Below are 15,192 nucleotides of genomic sequence, written 5' to 3'. Positions count from 1 at the left end.
CTTTGCATAAATATTTCTATTAATTTAGCATATCTCACTAGCAAATGGCTCTCCATATAATAAAAAATCCCCGCCGCTCACATGAGCAGCAGGGCCATCGCATACCACTTTTTCACGTCAAAGGGCTACCAAAAACACTCCGAATTGCCTCCAAATACTTCATGCCATGAACCGTATCCGGCTCTAAATACCCGCCTTCCGTCCACTCATTCCACGCATAGATGTTGAACATGCGCGGCGCGAGATCTGAAGCGTCAAGGTAGCTCTTCATCTCCCGCAGCATCGCCTCGAATGCCTCCGGCGTATTGCCCGTCAGTACCGGCGAATAGGGATACTCCCCCTTCACATACGGTAGCTCCCAGCTGCAGCGCGGACTCGGATCCCACCCCATCGTGGCATTCGGATAGTATGGCACATCGAACGCATCACGAAATTCCGGCCACTTCCGCATCGCATCCGCCGCGCAATCCGCATAAGGCGCCGACGGGAACGCATCCGGCTCCGCATGATGAATCCACACATATGACGTGACGCTGTCGATGCCAAGCTCGGCGATCAGCGCATTCGAGTCAGAGCCAATTACATCACGATGCTGCTCATTCAGCCCCCATTCGACGAGGTTCAAATGCAGCTCCCCGCAGCCTGCCTCCCGCGTTTTTTCCCGAAAAGACTCAAGCGCCGCCTTCGTCTCCTCAATGCTGCCGAGCCCTTTGATCAACGTATGGCTCTCATAAATCGAGAAGTAGAGCTTGCCGTCTATTCGCAGAAAGTTAGGCTCGTTAAAATATTTGATGATTAAATAGTCCGTCATCGCATCAAACCGCTCGCGCGTCACCTCGTTATGGTTCGCCCACATAATGCCGAAGCGAAGCCGTTCACGGTTGTTCGCTTGCAGGAACCCATCCTCCAATGCCCGGTGCAGGAACGGCCCTTCACCGCCTCCGAGATCCCAATACCAATCATAGATAAAAGAGGTAATGCCGTGGTCCGCCGCCGCATCAATCTGCTTCTCCGATACGGCCGGGTCAGACTCGTCCAGCTCGCCCCAGAGCGGCACCTTCGGCTGCTCATGCCCCGGGAAGCGCGGCTTTGCTTCTCGCAGGGACGGCCATTCGGTCCAGCCCTCGCCTTTTAACGCTTCATTCTGCGGGTCAGGATGCCACTGGGGAAAATAATACACCGCCACTTCGTAGGGATGATTGTGCTCAAGCTCACTCATGCTAGTCATCGCCTCCTATTTATCTAATATGTTACACAGAGCGCGTGAGTAAAGCCGCTCCGAACGGCCGCCGCGCCTACCCTTTCACTGCCCCGGCTGTCAGGCCGCGGAGCATATACTTCTGCGTAAACGCAAACAGCACGATAAGCGGCAGCACCGCCAGAACACTCACAGCGAAGACAGGGCCGTAGTTCACGGACTGCTTATTGAACATGAACTGAACGATCTGCGGCATAAGCGTCATCCGCTCGGGATTATTCAAGAAGATCAGCGGCGTCAGAAAATCATTCCAAACCCCGTACACGTTCGTCACAATAAACGTCCCGGTCGCCGGCAGCAGCAGCGGGAAAATAATGCGCCAATACAGGCGCAGCGGACCGCAGCCATCGAGGTTAGCCGACTCCTCCAACTCGCGCGGAATTGCCTTCGTGAACGCCGCATAGAGGAACGATGCAAACGGGATAAAGCCCGCCGTGTAGATAAGGACAAGCAGTGTCCGTGTATTCATCAGATGGATGTCGACCGCCATCCTGAAGAGCGGAATCAGCGAGCCTACCCCCGGAATGATCATGCCGGATAAGAAGAACAGGTAGGCGAAGCGGAACAGCTTCTCCGTGCGGCGAGACAACATATAACCCGCCATCGAAGCGACGATAATCGTCAGCAGCAACGCGCCAGCCGTAACGAGCACCGTGTTCGACAACCCCCGGAAGAAGTCCATATCGCGGAAGGCCGAGCGGTAGTAGTCCAAGTACAAGCTATGCGGCAGTTCATACGGCTTGAAGAAGTAGCGAGGTTCTTTGAAGCTCATCTCCAGCAGGAACACGATCGGGAACAGAAAAGCGAGCGCAAACAGCAGCAGGACGCCTTCGAGCAGCAGCGACGGACGTTTGTTCAGTCCCATTACAGCTCGACCTCCCTTCTGCGCGTGATGCTCAGCTGAATGACCGTAACGGCGATGACGAAGATGGCCAGTACGATACTGCCTGCTGTCGCGTAGCCGTAGCTCTGGTTCTTGAACGCTGAGTTATAGACGGCGAGGAATAGCGTGTACGAGGACGAGCCCGGTCCGCCGTTCGTCAACAGGAATGGCAGATCAAACAGGCGAAGCGCCCCGACAATGGTCAAAAAGAGCACAATCGTGACTGACGGCATTAGCATCGGGAATGTCACATGGCGGAACAGCGCGAAGCCCTTGGCCCCTTCAATATCCGCTGCTTCGTAGATGTCAGTGGGAATCGCTTGAAGCCCGGCGAGATAGATCATGGCGCAATATCCGATAGCCTGCCACTGCGTCAGCAGAATAATGGTCGGGAAGGAGGTGTACACCGTGCCGAGCCAGTCCTGCACATGAGCCTCGCCAATGATTCGCGTAAGAATGCCGTTAGCGAAGCCGTCGAACTTCAATATTTCTCCCCAGACGACGGACGTAACGACAAGGCTGATAATAACCGGTAGATAGAACGAGGTACGCAGGAAGCCGCGCGTCCGGAATTTCTTATTGAGCAGCACGGCCAGCAGCAGTGCCAGCGGATTTTGCACGACGAGGCCGAATACAACCATTTTCAGCGTATTTTTCATCCCATCGAGCATTTGCACATCTTGAAATAGATAACGATAATTGCTCAGTCCCACATACCGCGGAGTCTTAATCCCATTCCATTCTGTGAAGGAGTAGTAGATGCTCTGCACGAACGGATAGAAGAAGAACATGCCAAAGATAATAAAGGCCGGCAAAAGAAACAAACAGGCGATCCAGTACTGCTTGCGGCTTAAACTCATTCTCGCTTCACCTACGTTTCGTCACTTAGGTCTATAAATGCGTTCAGCCGCAGAGCCTGCGGCTGAACGTGAATCCGTGATTGTATATGCTGCCAATGCTTATGCTTATTGCGCCGGAGGCGTCACTGTCGCTTTATCTTTGTCAAAGCTCGCTTGCGCGGCTTTCAGATCCTCTGCGTTGAATTTGACGCCAGAAACGACTTTCGTCAGCAAATCCATCATATTCGTAGCCGAGCTTGCCGGGATAAAGTTGCTCAAGTTCGACGTTACGACCGTGCTGCTATCCACCGCTGCCTGTACTTCATTCATGGCAGGGTCATCATGCTGAACCGTCACGTCGGTGAAGGAAGATAGCGCGCCGTCACCCTTCATGAATGGGCTGATGATTTCTGCAGTAGTAATCAGGTTGACGAGATCCTTCGACTCCTGTACAAGCTCCGTCTTCGCATTGATGCCGAGCGCCTCGTTGCTGCCAAGACCCATCGCCACTTTGCCGTCGTCGCTTGCAAGCGGGAAGTAACCGATATCGAATTTGTCGAAGCCACCTTTGTTGATATTGTCGGCGTTCGCGCCAGGCATCCAAGGACCTTGAATGATCATTGCCGCTTCGCCGGAAGCGAACATTTGACCCGATTGCGGCCAGTCGATGCTGATTGCGTTCTTGTTGAAGTAGCCCTTCGATTTCATCGTCTCGAAGTTCTGATATACCTTCTGAATAATCGCATCCTCATTAATCTTCTGCTCACCGCTGTACACCTTCTGGCCGAGCGTCGGATCGTCCAGCTGATAGGAGTTCAGCCAGTTGAAGAAGAACAGGTTCGCTGTCCATTGATCCTTGAAGCCGAGGGTAATCGGCGTTTTGCCAGCGCCTTTGATCTTCTCGGCAGCATCGAACAGCTCCTGTGTTGTCTTAGGCGGCTGGATGCTCAGATCGGAGAAAATTTTCTTGTTGTACCAGACGCCTCCGCCGATGGAGAGGCCCATTGGCACGCCGAAGGTTTTGCCGTCCGCGTGGGTTTGGAAATCCTTCTGGCCGCCGTCGTTCAGACGTCCCACCCAAGGCTCTGCCGTCAGATCGGCAAGATTACCCGACTTGGCAAAATCAACGCCTTGATAGAACACGACATCCGGCGCGGAGCCTGATGCAAACTGCGCTTTCAGCTTATCGAAGTAAGTCGCGCCAAGCACGACATCCCACTGGATCTTCGCCTTCGGATACAGCTTCGCGTACGCCGCTTCAACGTCTTTCTTGAACTGAACCATGTATGGGCGATCATCGAGGAACCATGCACCGACGCGGATCGTGAATTCCTTGTCACTGCCTCCTGCCGCATTCGAGCCGGAATTGTCCGCCGCTGCATTCGTGCCGGAGTTATTCGTTGCAGCAGTATTGCTGTTGTCCGCACCGGAGTTGCTGCTCGTGTTGCTGCTTGTATTCGTGCTCGTATCATTGGATGAAGCATTATTGCTTGTTCCGCTGTTGTTGTTTGAGCCGCCGCACGCCGATACCACAGTCGTCAGAAGCAGCACACTCGCAAGCGCCGATAATCCTTTGAGCTTCATTGCTACAACACCCTCTTTTCTCGTCTCTTGTTTCGTTCACAAGTTAAGTGTAGCGCTTTCATGAATCCGAAAGGATAGCTGCATTTTACCGTTTCTATGCTGGAATTGACGACATTGGTGAAGAAGCATTGACCCAAGGCCATAGCCGGCTTGTCTTTTCATCTTCTGAACGAGCTGGGAGAGGCTTTTCCCTCTCTCAGCGCGATTTTCCTCGAATTTGCTCTCCGAGAGAGGCTTTTTCCGCTTTCGGAGCGTTTACGGACGGCAATTTTGCCACGAGACTCACTTGAGAGAGGATTATCCCTCTCTCAGCGCGATTTTCCTCGAATTTGCTCTCCGAGAGAGGCTTTTCCCGCTTTCAGCCTCTCCCATTCCCCAAATCCGCCCACAACTCGTAGCCCGCCCAAACGCTACAACTCCCCAGCTCCGCTCCCATCCCCTCTAACCTGCGCCCGGTACGCACTCGGCGAGAGCCCCACCTTCTTCTTGAACATGAAGCTGAAATGCGCCGTATCCTTGAAGCCGACCGCATAGGCGACCTCGTAGCTCTTCATGTCTTCGCGCAGCAGCTTGTTCTTCGCTGCTTCGATCCGGTAATCCCACAGCATATCGGTAAAATTAGTGCCGGTCTCCTTCTTGATCAACCGGCTCAGATACGAATAGTTCACGTTCAGCTTCTGCGCGACCGATTGCAAAGTAAGATCCTCCGCGAACCGCTCGCGGATCAGCTGGCGCACGCTTGCAATGACTTGCAGCGGCGAATCCTGAAGCTCATGCCGCATCAGCTCTTGATAGGCGAGGAGCTGCTTCTCCAGCTCCTTCATGATGTCGGTCAGCAGCACCGCGTGAATCAGCTTCTCGCGGATATCGAAGCTCATGCCGTGCGACGGCTTAATGCCGAAATCGGCAAGCGCTGCCTCAGCCTTCTCAATGACGCCAAGCGCATAATGCCGCATCTCCTTCTTGCTCGCCCCGACAGAGAGCATGCTGCGGTACGAGTCCTTGAGCAAGGCTCGGATCGGCTCAGGGTTCGCCTGGCGAAGCGCATCGGCGATCAGCGAGAGCGAAGCGTCTGTTTCTTTCTCTTTCTCGGACAAGAACGACTCCAGTGCATCGAAAGCGACGACTGAATTCTTGCCGAGCAGCATGCGGTATTCCATGCAGCGCTTCACCTGCTTCAGCGCCTCGGGCAGCTGGCAATAAGAGCTGAAGCTCTGGCTGATGCCGACTGACAGCGACAGCTCGCGCTCGAAGCTAAGGCGCTCACCCTCGCCGGCGATCTCCTTGGCGAACACCATCAGCTGTTCGCGCCCGGCGGCGGCAGCGCCATCACGCAGCGGCACGAACAGATAGATGCCGCTCGCGGACGAAGCGGTTCGGCCTTGCAGACCGTTCCGAGCAGCGGCCACTTCCATCTGTCCGCGCACATGCGCCGCCGCGAACGGGAAGTGCTCGCCTTCGGCTGCTCGCGGCGCGTCAAGCTCCGCATACAGCAGCGCGAAGCTGCCGTCCCGAAGTCCCTGCGCCTGCAGCCACTCCTGCTTGTACGCGCTGCTGTGCTTCTCGCTCGCCAGCAGCTCGAAGAACTGATCATGCTCGCGCCAACCTGCGAGCAGCGGCTCATGGACGCGAAGCGACGCCACAGTGCGCGTCAGCTCCTCCGGCAGAAACGGCTTCGTCAGAAAGTCCGACACGCCAAGCTTCACTGCCTGCCTCGCATAATCAAACTCGTGATACGCCGTCAGGAAGATAATCGGCATATCGGGATGGCGCTGCCGCACGCGCTCTGCAAACGTAATGCCGTCCATCACCGGCATGCGGATATCGGTAATGATGACGTCAGGCAGCGCCCCTTGCAGCAGCAGGCCTAGCGCCTCTTCACCATTCGAAGCCGTCCATGCGACCTCGCAGCCAATCTCCACCCAGCCGCTCATAGATGCGAGAAATTCGCGAATTTCACGTTCGTCGTCCACAATCATAATGCGCATAGATGGTCAGCCTCCCTCATTCTCTTGAAAGATCTGTATCGGCATGAGCACTCTCGTTATCGTCGTAGACTCACGATGCATGAGACTGACCCCATAAGTGTTACCGTAGTGAAGCCGCAACCTGGCAATCGCATTCTCGAGCCCACTGCCAAGCCCCTTGGAATGGCGATACTCCGCCGCCTGGCCTGCCGCCGTCCCCTGTGCAGCTCTGCCTGCAAGCGAGCTGTTCTCGATCTCAATGACCAGTTCATACTGCTCTTCTTTCACTGTAATCGTGATACTGCCACCCTCCGGCAATCGGTCGATACCATGTACCACTGCATTCTCGACGAGCGGCTGCAGCAGCAGCTTCGGCACGGCGATCTGGCGGAACATATCCGGCAGGTCAATCGAATACGTCAGTCGATCACCGTAGCGATAACGATGAATTTCGAGGTATTTGCGGACGAATTCCATCTCGGTATCCAAGACGACGAACGCATTGCCCGGCGTAATCGAGAAGCGGAAGATGCCCGACAAGTGCTGCACCATCTGCGGAATATGCTTCGCCTTCTCCGGCGTGTGCGACATAATGCTGATGTACTCCATTGTGTTGTAGAGGAAGTGCGGGTTGATGTACATGCGGATTGCCTTCAATTCCGCTTCGCGAATCATCAACTCATTCTTGTAATTCGTCTCGATGAGGTGACTTGTCCGTGCGACAAGGCTGTTGAAGCTGTTGCATAGCATCGCGACTTCGTCCTTTGACGTGATGCCGCTAATAAGCTGGTACTCCTCCCGCTCCGCTGCGCGCATGAGCCGCGTCAGCCGCTGAATCGGGATCGTGATCCGCCGCAGTATCACATACGTTACAATCGTTATTGCCAGCCAAGCGGCAAGCGTCACGCCAATGGAGAACAGAGCCTGCTTCTGCACGAGCCCACCCGTTCCGGGATTTGCGAATAGCACATATTGAAATTCCGAGTAACGCGACTTTTGCCGAATAACGAGGTCACTGAGCGGACCGCGAACATCCAGGAGCTGTCCAATCTGGTTCAGCTTTGAAGAAGTCATGATCTGATTATCGGCATTGGTAATGTAGAAGGTGCCAGGCTTATAGCTGTTGAACAGCTTCTGCACCTTAGCGGCGTTAAGCGTAATAATGAGACGGCCAATCTCCGAATCGGCGGAAGGACGCTGGCCCTCGTCGAAGATTTTTACCACGCACGACATTCGTTTATCGTCATTAAAGAACGCCCACTCGGGCATGCGGTCGAATTCAAAAGGCATTTTCCAGAAAGCATCTTCGTATAAGAGGCGGTTACCAGGATCGGTGCTGTATAGAATATGTTTTTTATCGAGGACATAGATATTGCCGACGAAGTCGCCAATCTTCAGCCGCGCGGTCGCAAGCTCGGACTGGAGCAGTTCGACAACGGAACTGTTAAGCAAGTTATTCACCTGCCCCCTCTTCGCATTGCGGAACATCGCCTGGATGAACACATTTTCGCTAATGGGGAGCATCTGGCTCTTCACGGCATACAATACTTCGTCGAAACTTTGGGCGGAATGGGACAAGCCTTGCTGCGCTTCTTCTGCGGCTTTCTTCTCGATGAGGTGGCTGGAACGAATGTAGAAGGTGGAGCTGACAACGATTAACGGTATTAAGGTCAGCAGGGAGTAAATGATGAGCATCTTGTAAAACAACCTGGAGCGAATGGGATCTAGCAAATGCGAGGTCAGCCATTTCATAGAGAGTCTCCTATTCGGTTATTAAGCTGCTTAAATATGAGGGTTTTGCCTCTATTATGCTATAAACGATAGGATATGCAATAGTCCGCACGCAAAATAAGCCTCCTCACCAGCCCAGGCTACCATGCCCGTTTAGTCTTCAGCTAAATTCGTCCTCTATAACTTTTTTTGAATTCGGGTTCAAAATCCAAATTTTACATTCCATTTATTACCTCAAACCCCTTATACTAACTGTGATAAACATATAGGGCTAGTGGCCCATAATCTCAAAGGGGAGATATAAAAGTGGCATTCTTGGGATTTGCTAGTATCTTTGCTTTACTAGTTAGCGTTATTGCACTGTTCTCACAGAGAGTGCGGGCTAAAGTGTTTGGGAATACAGCAAGGAAACGCCCACTTATAGCCAGTTTACTAGCCCTCGTAGCACTTCTGATAGCTGCTGAAGAAGCAAGCATGGCATTCTTGGGAATTATCAGCTTATTTGCTTTACTGATTAGTGTTATTGCGCTGCTATCACAGAGATTACGCGCTAAGGTGTTTGGGGAAAGCGCCTCAAGGAAACGTTCGCTTATCGTCGGTGCCATTGCACTAGTAACTGTTATTGTTGCTTTGTCTAGCACACCTGATTCAACTAAAACGGATACACCTATTACTGCCGCATCAGATGACGCCAAGGTAGTTGATGCAGATGTTGCTCAAGTAGACACTACTGATACACCAGCTAAGACGGATGCTGAAATACAGGCTGAAGCAGACAAGAAAGCAAAAGAGAAAGCTGAAGCGAAGGCGAAGGAAGAAGCAGATCGTAAAGCAAAGGAAGAAGCTGAGGCGAAGAAGAAAGCTGAAACCGAAGCCGCTGCAAAGAAAAAGGCTGAAGAAGAAGCAGCTGCGAAGAAGAAAGCCGAAGCTGAAGCTGCTGCAAAGAAGAAAGCTGAGGAAGAAGCCAAGATACCGAGGATTGGCGATACCTATCAAGTTGGTGATGACCTATTTCGTGTGAACACCGTCAGCATAAAGAAATCAATCGGAAACGAGTTCCTAAGCACCAAGGCTGATGGTAGATTTCTTGTAGTGAACGTATCGGTGAAAAATGGTGAGAAAGAAGCTATCACTATGGATGCCAGCTACTTCAAGCTGCTGAGAGGCGATGTGGAATATTCTCCTAGCACGGTACTTACCATGGACGATTCCATCATCTTCGATCAGATTAATCCGGGGATCACAATCCACGGCAATGTTGTATTCGATGTTCCTGAAGACGTGGCTACTGCTGGAGATCTAATGCTGAACGTGCAGACAGGATTTTGGGGTACCGAGCAAGGACAGATTGCTTTACGGAAACGACAGTAGAAAAAAAGCTCGTCAGCTAAAGCTGCCGGGCTTTCTTTGTTTGAAGGCCATCATGTGGTTTAAGAGCTAGTCCAGAACGCCGGTGCCCAGTATCATCACCTTGACCTTCGGTTTGATCGTCAACTTCGGATACTCTTCGCGCCAATTCATCTTGCTATACAGCTTCGGATGATAGGCCGCCAGCACATGTGCCAGTTGAAAGTAATCGCAGTTCGCCTTCTGCAGCTTTGCGATGACTTTCTCGGCCTCCTTCGTAAGATCCGCTGAGATTGCCTTCTCCATCTCCTTCAGCATCTTGTCCGTATGACTCTTGATTGCAGGACCGTCTTCAATTAGCTTAGCTTCCAGCTTAAGCGTAATGTCCATTTCGCGAAGGTCTTTATCATTCTTGATCGTATCGATACGGCTCTTGGAGCTACTTATTCGAATGGTGTAGATTCCGCCGCCAATTTGCCTAGTGATCGCCTGAATTTTGCCAGGTGTCCCTGCCATCAGGCAAGCTAACCTAGTCTCATCATTATTCAGATTGACTCCGGTGTACTTCCCGTCTCGAAATAAGGCAGTGCCCTCAAGACGTGCCCTTCCCTTATCCGGCACGAACCGGTTGAGGCCAAAGTCGCCTATAAAATCCGTCCCTCCAAGTAAATAGCGCAGCAACTTGTTGCGAGGGATGTTCCCCCTCTTCATCTCATCCGCCAGTAAGCCATTCATAAAGTCCGAAATGGTCTCTTGTCCTACTTTCTTCTTGGATAGCAGCTCGGAGAGATCGCCATCATACACGGCAATATGGGCATACAGTGGATTGGAAACAAATTGACCGACAGAGTTCAGATAGGTAAGCGGCTTATCTTTGGCGAAGCGCGGACCGATGAGATACAGCCTGGTCTCCTGTACGGTTAGAATTCCGGGTATTGACTTGTTTGTTTTCGCTACAGAATCATATAAACTATTTCCAGTCTCTTCAATGTATACGCTGGATGGCTTGCCCCCTCCTTGCGTAGCCTCCCGAAGCGATGAGATGACGTAGCCAATCTTAAGCCTCTTGCTATCTCCCTCGTAGTCAACGCCGACAATATCGACAAACAGTTGTTCCTTCAGCCGTAACTGATCCCAGCACCCGGAGAGCAAAAGACACATCAGCAACACGATAACCACTCTATTCATGCGTTGCTCCTTCCTATGCCGCGGAGCCCGGAAATGATAAGAAGGACAGCAGGCAGAGCAATGATCATAATGACCGAGGCTATGTCCTGCATATCGGAGAATTGCATAATCGCTCCCCGTTTCTTGAAGAAATAGCTGCCTATAAAGGCTACGCCAACCATCGACCAGACCCATACCTTGTGCTTGCCCAATCCTTGACCGCGAAGATGGACAAAGGCTTTGGCCGACAAGAAGAAGTAGATGTATACGGTGTCCGCTACGATAAAAACATAGAAAATCAGGAACAGGACATCCAAGCTTTGCAGCACCTCAAGCTGGTAATACTTCAGAATGAAAATAATCGGCTCCGGAATAAATTGGAGCTGCTTCAAACTAAACATCGTCGTACAGATCAGACAGCTCAGGACATAGTAAAGGGTTGTAGCACCGTTAGCGAGAGTCATGATAAGAAGCAGCCTGCTCTTGCTCTGAGTCTTTACATAAGGAAAGGCGTACAGCAGCAGATCATAGCCCACATATCCGCTAAATGCATAGTAAATCCCCTTTACGACTGGACTTGCGCCATCAGGCAGAAGCGGCATCAAATTCTTCACATCAAGACCGTACAGCCCGCAGCCAACGATTAGAAGAATTCCGATAAAGGGAAAGATCAAGTAGGATTGCGCGATGTACGAAATCCTCCTGAGCGATAATGATGCTGCATACCCGCACGCGATGAATAAAAACAGCACAAGCATCCACCGTGGTGTATAAACGAACAGCCATCGATTCAGAACATTGGCGTAATTGACAATTAGCAGACAACCCGAAACCGTATAATAGCAGCCGTACAATAGATTAAGGAAAGATCCTATCGGTCTACCGACAATTTGGGGTACATATGCAAAGAAATTACGCTTTGGATACCGACTGCCGAGCCACCAAATGAGCATAATGCCGGCCTGTGCGCACAGCCCGCTCAATAATACGGCCAGCCACGTATCATGGCCGGCAATTTTAGCTTCAACGTGGGGCAGGGATATCACCTCGACGCCAAGCTGCGTCATAAAGATTAGGATGAACAACTGTCTCCCCGTAATGGCGTCTTCCTTCATCGCTTCCAGCCCCTTGGATTCCGCATCCTCGTTCTATTGCTTGGCGCCGTTGTTTTTGGCCTCTTCAGCATCATCCACGTCGGAGCGCGAAACAGCGTATCCTTGGTGTCGCTTAAGGAGAATGGCGGCTTGTAATAAGAAAGCCCAAACGTACTAATCTGACATAGATGGGTACAAATCATCATGAAGAAGAAGGCAAGGCCGAACAAGCCGAACAGAGCGGAGAGCAGAAGCGCAGGATAACTTAACAATCGTGTAGCGCTGCTCATCTCGTATGACGGCATGACGAACGAGGCTAAGCCTGTTAGTGCAGCTGTAATAACCATCGTATTGGAAACCAGGTTGGACTGAACAACGACAGTACCAACAACGATACCGCCGACGACGCCAATAGTTTGGCCGACGGGACTTGCCAGCCGGATCGTCGCTTCCCGCAATATTTCGAGCAGGAGCATCATCGAGAGCGCCTCGATTGCCGGCGGGAATGTCACGTATTTAAGCGAGCTTTGAAGCGTGTTCACAAAATTAATCGGCAGCATCTGCGGGTTAAAGCCTGCAACCGAGACATAGATGGCCGGCAGGCCAATGGCTATAAAAAAGCAGCAGAGGCGTAACAACCGAAAGATGGAACTGATCAGCCAGCCACTCTGATAGTCGTCCTCGCTTTGAAAGAACGACCAGAACGAGACCGGTAAAATGACAACGTCAGGAGACCCAGCTGCTGAAATAACCACTTTGCCTTCCATTAGATTGGCGCGTGCACGATCAGGCCGTTCTGTAATGAGGAGCTGCGGGAACACGGTGTATTTTTGCTCCTGAATCAGCTCATTGATTTCTCCAGGCGAGTCGAGATAGTCGATGTCGATGCTCCGCAAGCGTCTGTCCGCTTCCTCAACAAGCTTCATATCTGCAATCGTCTTGATGTACATCATGGCGACCTTGGTCTGCGACAACCGCCCAATTGTATATGTTCTTACGATGAAGTCCGTTGAGTTGATCAGCTTGCGCATCAGGTTGAGATTCGTATCTAAATTTTCAATGAACGCCTCATTCGCCCCGCGCAGCACCCGTTCATTGGTCGGGATGTTAATGGAACGTTCTTTCTTCACATCCGTTCCCAGCAAGTGCAGTTTCGCCTCTCCGCTGCGTTGAAGCACGGTCTTGCCATACATGATCGCATGAACCGCTTCTTGCAAGCTCTCGGTTTCCGTATAGTCTAGAATGGACACGACATCATGGATGGGATCGTGCGGACGGGACAGCAGCGGCTGCAGGACATAGCTCTGAACGAGTTCGGAATCAATTAAAGTGTCAAAATAATACAGTCGCAACTCCGTTCCGCCGAGATTCAGCTGCTTCGACTGGAAATCGCCCTGATCCGCAAACAGTTCCTTGAAGTACTGATCCGTCTCTTTCAATGATGCTGTTAGTTTCACACGCATTCCCTCCTTCGCTAGAGATGTCCTTACTTTAACCACCGGTTGGTAAAAGTATGTAGAAAAGGATGTGAGCAGTGGTAAACAAAAAGGCAGTGACCAGTGGTCACTGCCTGCATTTAGCTTAATTAGTCTCCTGATAAATTTATCGGGATGCGGCCTAACGGATTTTAATTTGCACTTTAAGCAGCTCGGGATCCTTCGGCTTCGCGAGAAAAGCAGGCGTTTCCTCAAGCGTGATTACTTTGGAGACAAGCGGCTCCAGCGCGATGCGGCCTTCCTTGACCCAATCGAAGGCGGTGAGGAATGTGTAGTTGATCGCCATCGATCCGAGAATCGTCCAATCCTTGTTGTAGAGATCGAACGGGTTCACTCGAACGGAAGCATCCTTCGGCGTGACCCCGAACTGCAAGTATGTCGCGGTCTTGCCCAGGTAGGAGAACGCCTTCTCGATGACAGACGGGATGCCTGTCGCATCGACGACAACGTCAAAGCTCCGTCCGGCCAGGCGTGACTGCTCGCTCACGAACACCGCTTCCGTAGCTCCGAGCGCAAGCGCCATATCCAGCTTGCGGCTCGATACGTCCACGACGGTCAAGCTTGAAGCGCCAAGCCGCGACAACGATTGGACCAGCTGAAGGCCCATTGCGCCTGCACCGAAGAGAAGCACGGACTGTCCGGCTCGCAGCTGCAGCCGGTTCATGGCATGTACGACGCAAGCCATCGGCTCGACGAAAGCAGCCGTCTCGAACGACATCCCATCCGGAATGCGGAAGACATTGCGGGCCGGCACAGCTACATATTCCGCCATGCTGCCGTCTACCGTGTTGCCGAGCGCGCCCCAGTTCTCGCACTGATTGCCGCGGTTCGTCAAGCAATACCGGCACTTGCCGCAGAACAGAGAAGGATCAGCCGTCACCCGGTCCCCAATGGCGAAGCCCTCGACGCCTTCGCCCAGCTCGTGGATGACACCGGAGAACTCATGCCCCGGAATGATCGGATACGGCGACAGAAACTCCCCTTCGAAGATATGAAAGTCTGTCCCGCATATCCCGACTTGGGCGACCTCGATGACGACTTCACCCGGCTTCGGCGACGGATAGGGCACCTCTTTGACAACGGCGACGCGGGGTTGTTCCATGACTAATGCTTTCATTGAAATTCCTCCTTTATTATTGGTTGGCTTTCAAGGGTATAAGCACCTTAGGAAGTTATAGTCGCTGCAAGCAAAGGTTTTGAATGGTAAGGTCATCCGGTTCCGTTAGCGCGAAGAGAACGAAGAGAAGCTTCTATCGCTTCCATCCACTCCCCTTGCTCATCCGCCAGCAATGTATCCCAGCCCAGCTCGCGCGCTGCAACCAAGTTACGCTCCGAATCGTCTACGAATAACACCCGCTCCTGCGCTCGCAGCCTCGATTGAACAAGTTGATAAATCGGCAACGAGGGCTTGCAGCTCCCCGTCTGGCTCGAGATCGTTACACTCGTCAGATAGGGTTGAATCGGCTCAAGCAGGGGCAGTAACCATTCATGCCGATGATTGCTAAGCACGTGAATGTCTGCAGCCTCGCTCCATGCTGGAATACGGTCAAAAGCAGGCAGCGCGCGAAGATGCCGAGCCAATATGTCGCGCCCGTCCGCAGCCGTCAAACCCGGACAATAGGAAATAATCCATTCCCAGAACTCCTCTTCGCCTGACTCGCCGGTCCATAATTTATTTCTAAGCTGTACTCCGTATCGCTCCCTCAGCTCATGAAGGGAAATATCCGCATGCCCGGCAATTTCCTTCCACACCTCTGGCAAATTCGTAACCATGACGCCGCCTGCATCCAGCACTAATTGCAGCTTGCCCATCTCGATCTCTCTCC

General features: G+C 52.2%; 12 protein-coding genes. 1 reads left to right on the top strand and 11 read right to left on the bottom strand.

What is annotated here, in order from left to right; translation table 11 throughout:
• Positions 1–112 precede the first annotated feature (112 nt).
• The 6 genes from AC0YNX_RS21055 to AC0YNX_RS21030 all read right to left on the bottom strand — a co-directional run bounded on the left by AC0YNX_RS21055 (position 113) and on the right by AC0YNX_RS21030 (position 8,283).
• On the bottom strand, positions 113–1,219 hold the full coding sequence (locus tag AC0YNX_RS21055) for a glycosyltransferase WbsX family protein (RefSeq protein ID WP_475817676.1): 1,107 nt from the start codon (positions 1,217–1,219) through the stop codon (positions 113–115).
• A 76-nt stretch (positions 1,220–1,295) separates the two neighbouring features.
• Positions 1,296–2,123: a carbohydrate ABC transporter permease gene (locus AC0YNX_RS21050; protein ID WP_475817675.1), complete on the bottom strand. Its 828-nt coding sequence runs from the start codon at positions 2,121–2,123 to the stop codon at positions 1,296–1,298.
• Positions 2,123–3,001 (bottom strand): carbohydrate ABC transporter permease, encoded by an 879-nt coding sequence (locus AC0YNX_RS21045; protein ID WP_475817674.1) that lies wholly within the window; start codon positions 2,999–3,001, stop codon positions 2,123–2,125. The genes AC0YNX_RS21050 and AC0YNX_RS21045 overlap by 1 nt, the downstream gene beginning before the upstream one ends.
• Before the next feature lie 105 nt (positions 3,002–3,106).
• Positions 3,107–4,564 (bottom strand): ABC transporter substrate-binding protein, encoded by a 1,458-nt coding sequence (locus AC0YNX_RS21040; RefSeq protein ID WP_475817673.1) that lies wholly within the window; start codon positions 4,562–4,564, stop codon positions 3,107–3,109.
• Between the two features lie 410 nt (positions 4,565–4,974).
• The gene (locus tag AC0YNX_RS21035; RefSeq protein WP_475817672.1) at positions 4,975–6,552 is read right to left on the bottom strand and encodes a response regulator transcription factor; all 1,578 of its coding nucleotides are present in this window, start codon (positions 6,550–6,552) and stop codon (positions 4,975–4,977) included.
• A gap of 6 nt (positions 6,553–6,558) precedes the next feature.
• A complete protein-coding gene (locus AC0YNX_RS21030) occupies positions 6,559–8,283 on the bottom strand; it encodes a sensor histidine kinase (RefSeq protein ID WP_475817671.1) in 1,725 nt (574 codons plus the stop codon).
• Positions 8,284–8,568: 285 nt separating this feature from the next.
• Here AC0YNX_RS21030 and AC0YNX_RS21025 point away from each other — a divergent pair, with 285 nt between their 5' ends.
• Positions 8,569–9,633: a DUF4352 domain-containing protein gene (locus AC0YNX_RS21025; protein WP_475817670.1), complete on the top strand. Its 1,065-nt coding sequence runs from the start codon at positions 8,569–8,571 to the stop codon at positions 9,631–9,633.
• Positions 9,634–9,699: 66 nt separating this feature from the next.
• Here AC0YNX_RS21025 and AC0YNX_RS21020 read toward each other — a convergent pair whose 3' ends face one another.
• The 5 genes from AC0YNX_RS21020 to AC0YNX_RS21000 form a co-directional block, all read right to left on the bottom strand.
• A complete protein-coding gene (locus AC0YNX_RS21020) occupies positions 9,700–10,797 on the bottom strand; it encodes a Ger(x)C family spore germination protein (RefSeq protein ID WP_475817669.1) in 1,098 nt (365 codons plus the stop codon).
• Positions 10,794–11,891 (bottom strand): GerAB/ArcD/ProY family transporter, encoded by a 1,098-nt coding sequence (locus AC0YNX_RS21015; protein WP_475817668.1) that lies wholly within the window; start codon positions 11,889–11,891, stop codon positions 10,794–10,796. The genes AC0YNX_RS21020 and AC0YNX_RS21015 overlap by 4 nt, the downstream gene beginning before the upstream one ends.
• A complete protein-coding gene (locus tag AC0YNX_RS21010; protein WP_475817667.1) occupies positions 11,888–13,333 on the bottom strand; it encodes a spore germination protein in 1,446 nt (481 codons plus the stop codon). Before AC0YNX_RS21010 ends, AC0YNX_RS21015 begins: the two co-directional genes overlap by 4 nt.
• A 154-nt stretch (positions 13,334–13,487) precedes the next feature.
• Entirely contained in the window at positions 13,488–14,483 is a 996-nt protein-coding gene (locus tag AC0YNX_RS21005) for a zinc-dependent alcohol dehydrogenase family protein (RefSeq protein ID WP_475817666.1), read from the bottom strand.
• Positions 14,484–14,575: 92 nt separating this feature from the next.
• Entirely contained in the window at positions 14,576–15,178 is a 603-nt protein-coding gene (locus AC0YNX_RS21000; RefSeq protein ID WP_475817665.1) for an HAD-IA family hydrolase, read from the bottom strand.
• Positions 15,179–15,192 lie beyond the last annotated feature (14 nt).

Source organism: Paenibacillus sp. J31R98 (genome assembly GCF_056269245.1).
The sequence above is the reverse complement of the archived record's forward strand: the minus strand, read 5'-3'. Positions and strand labels throughout refer to the sequence as shown.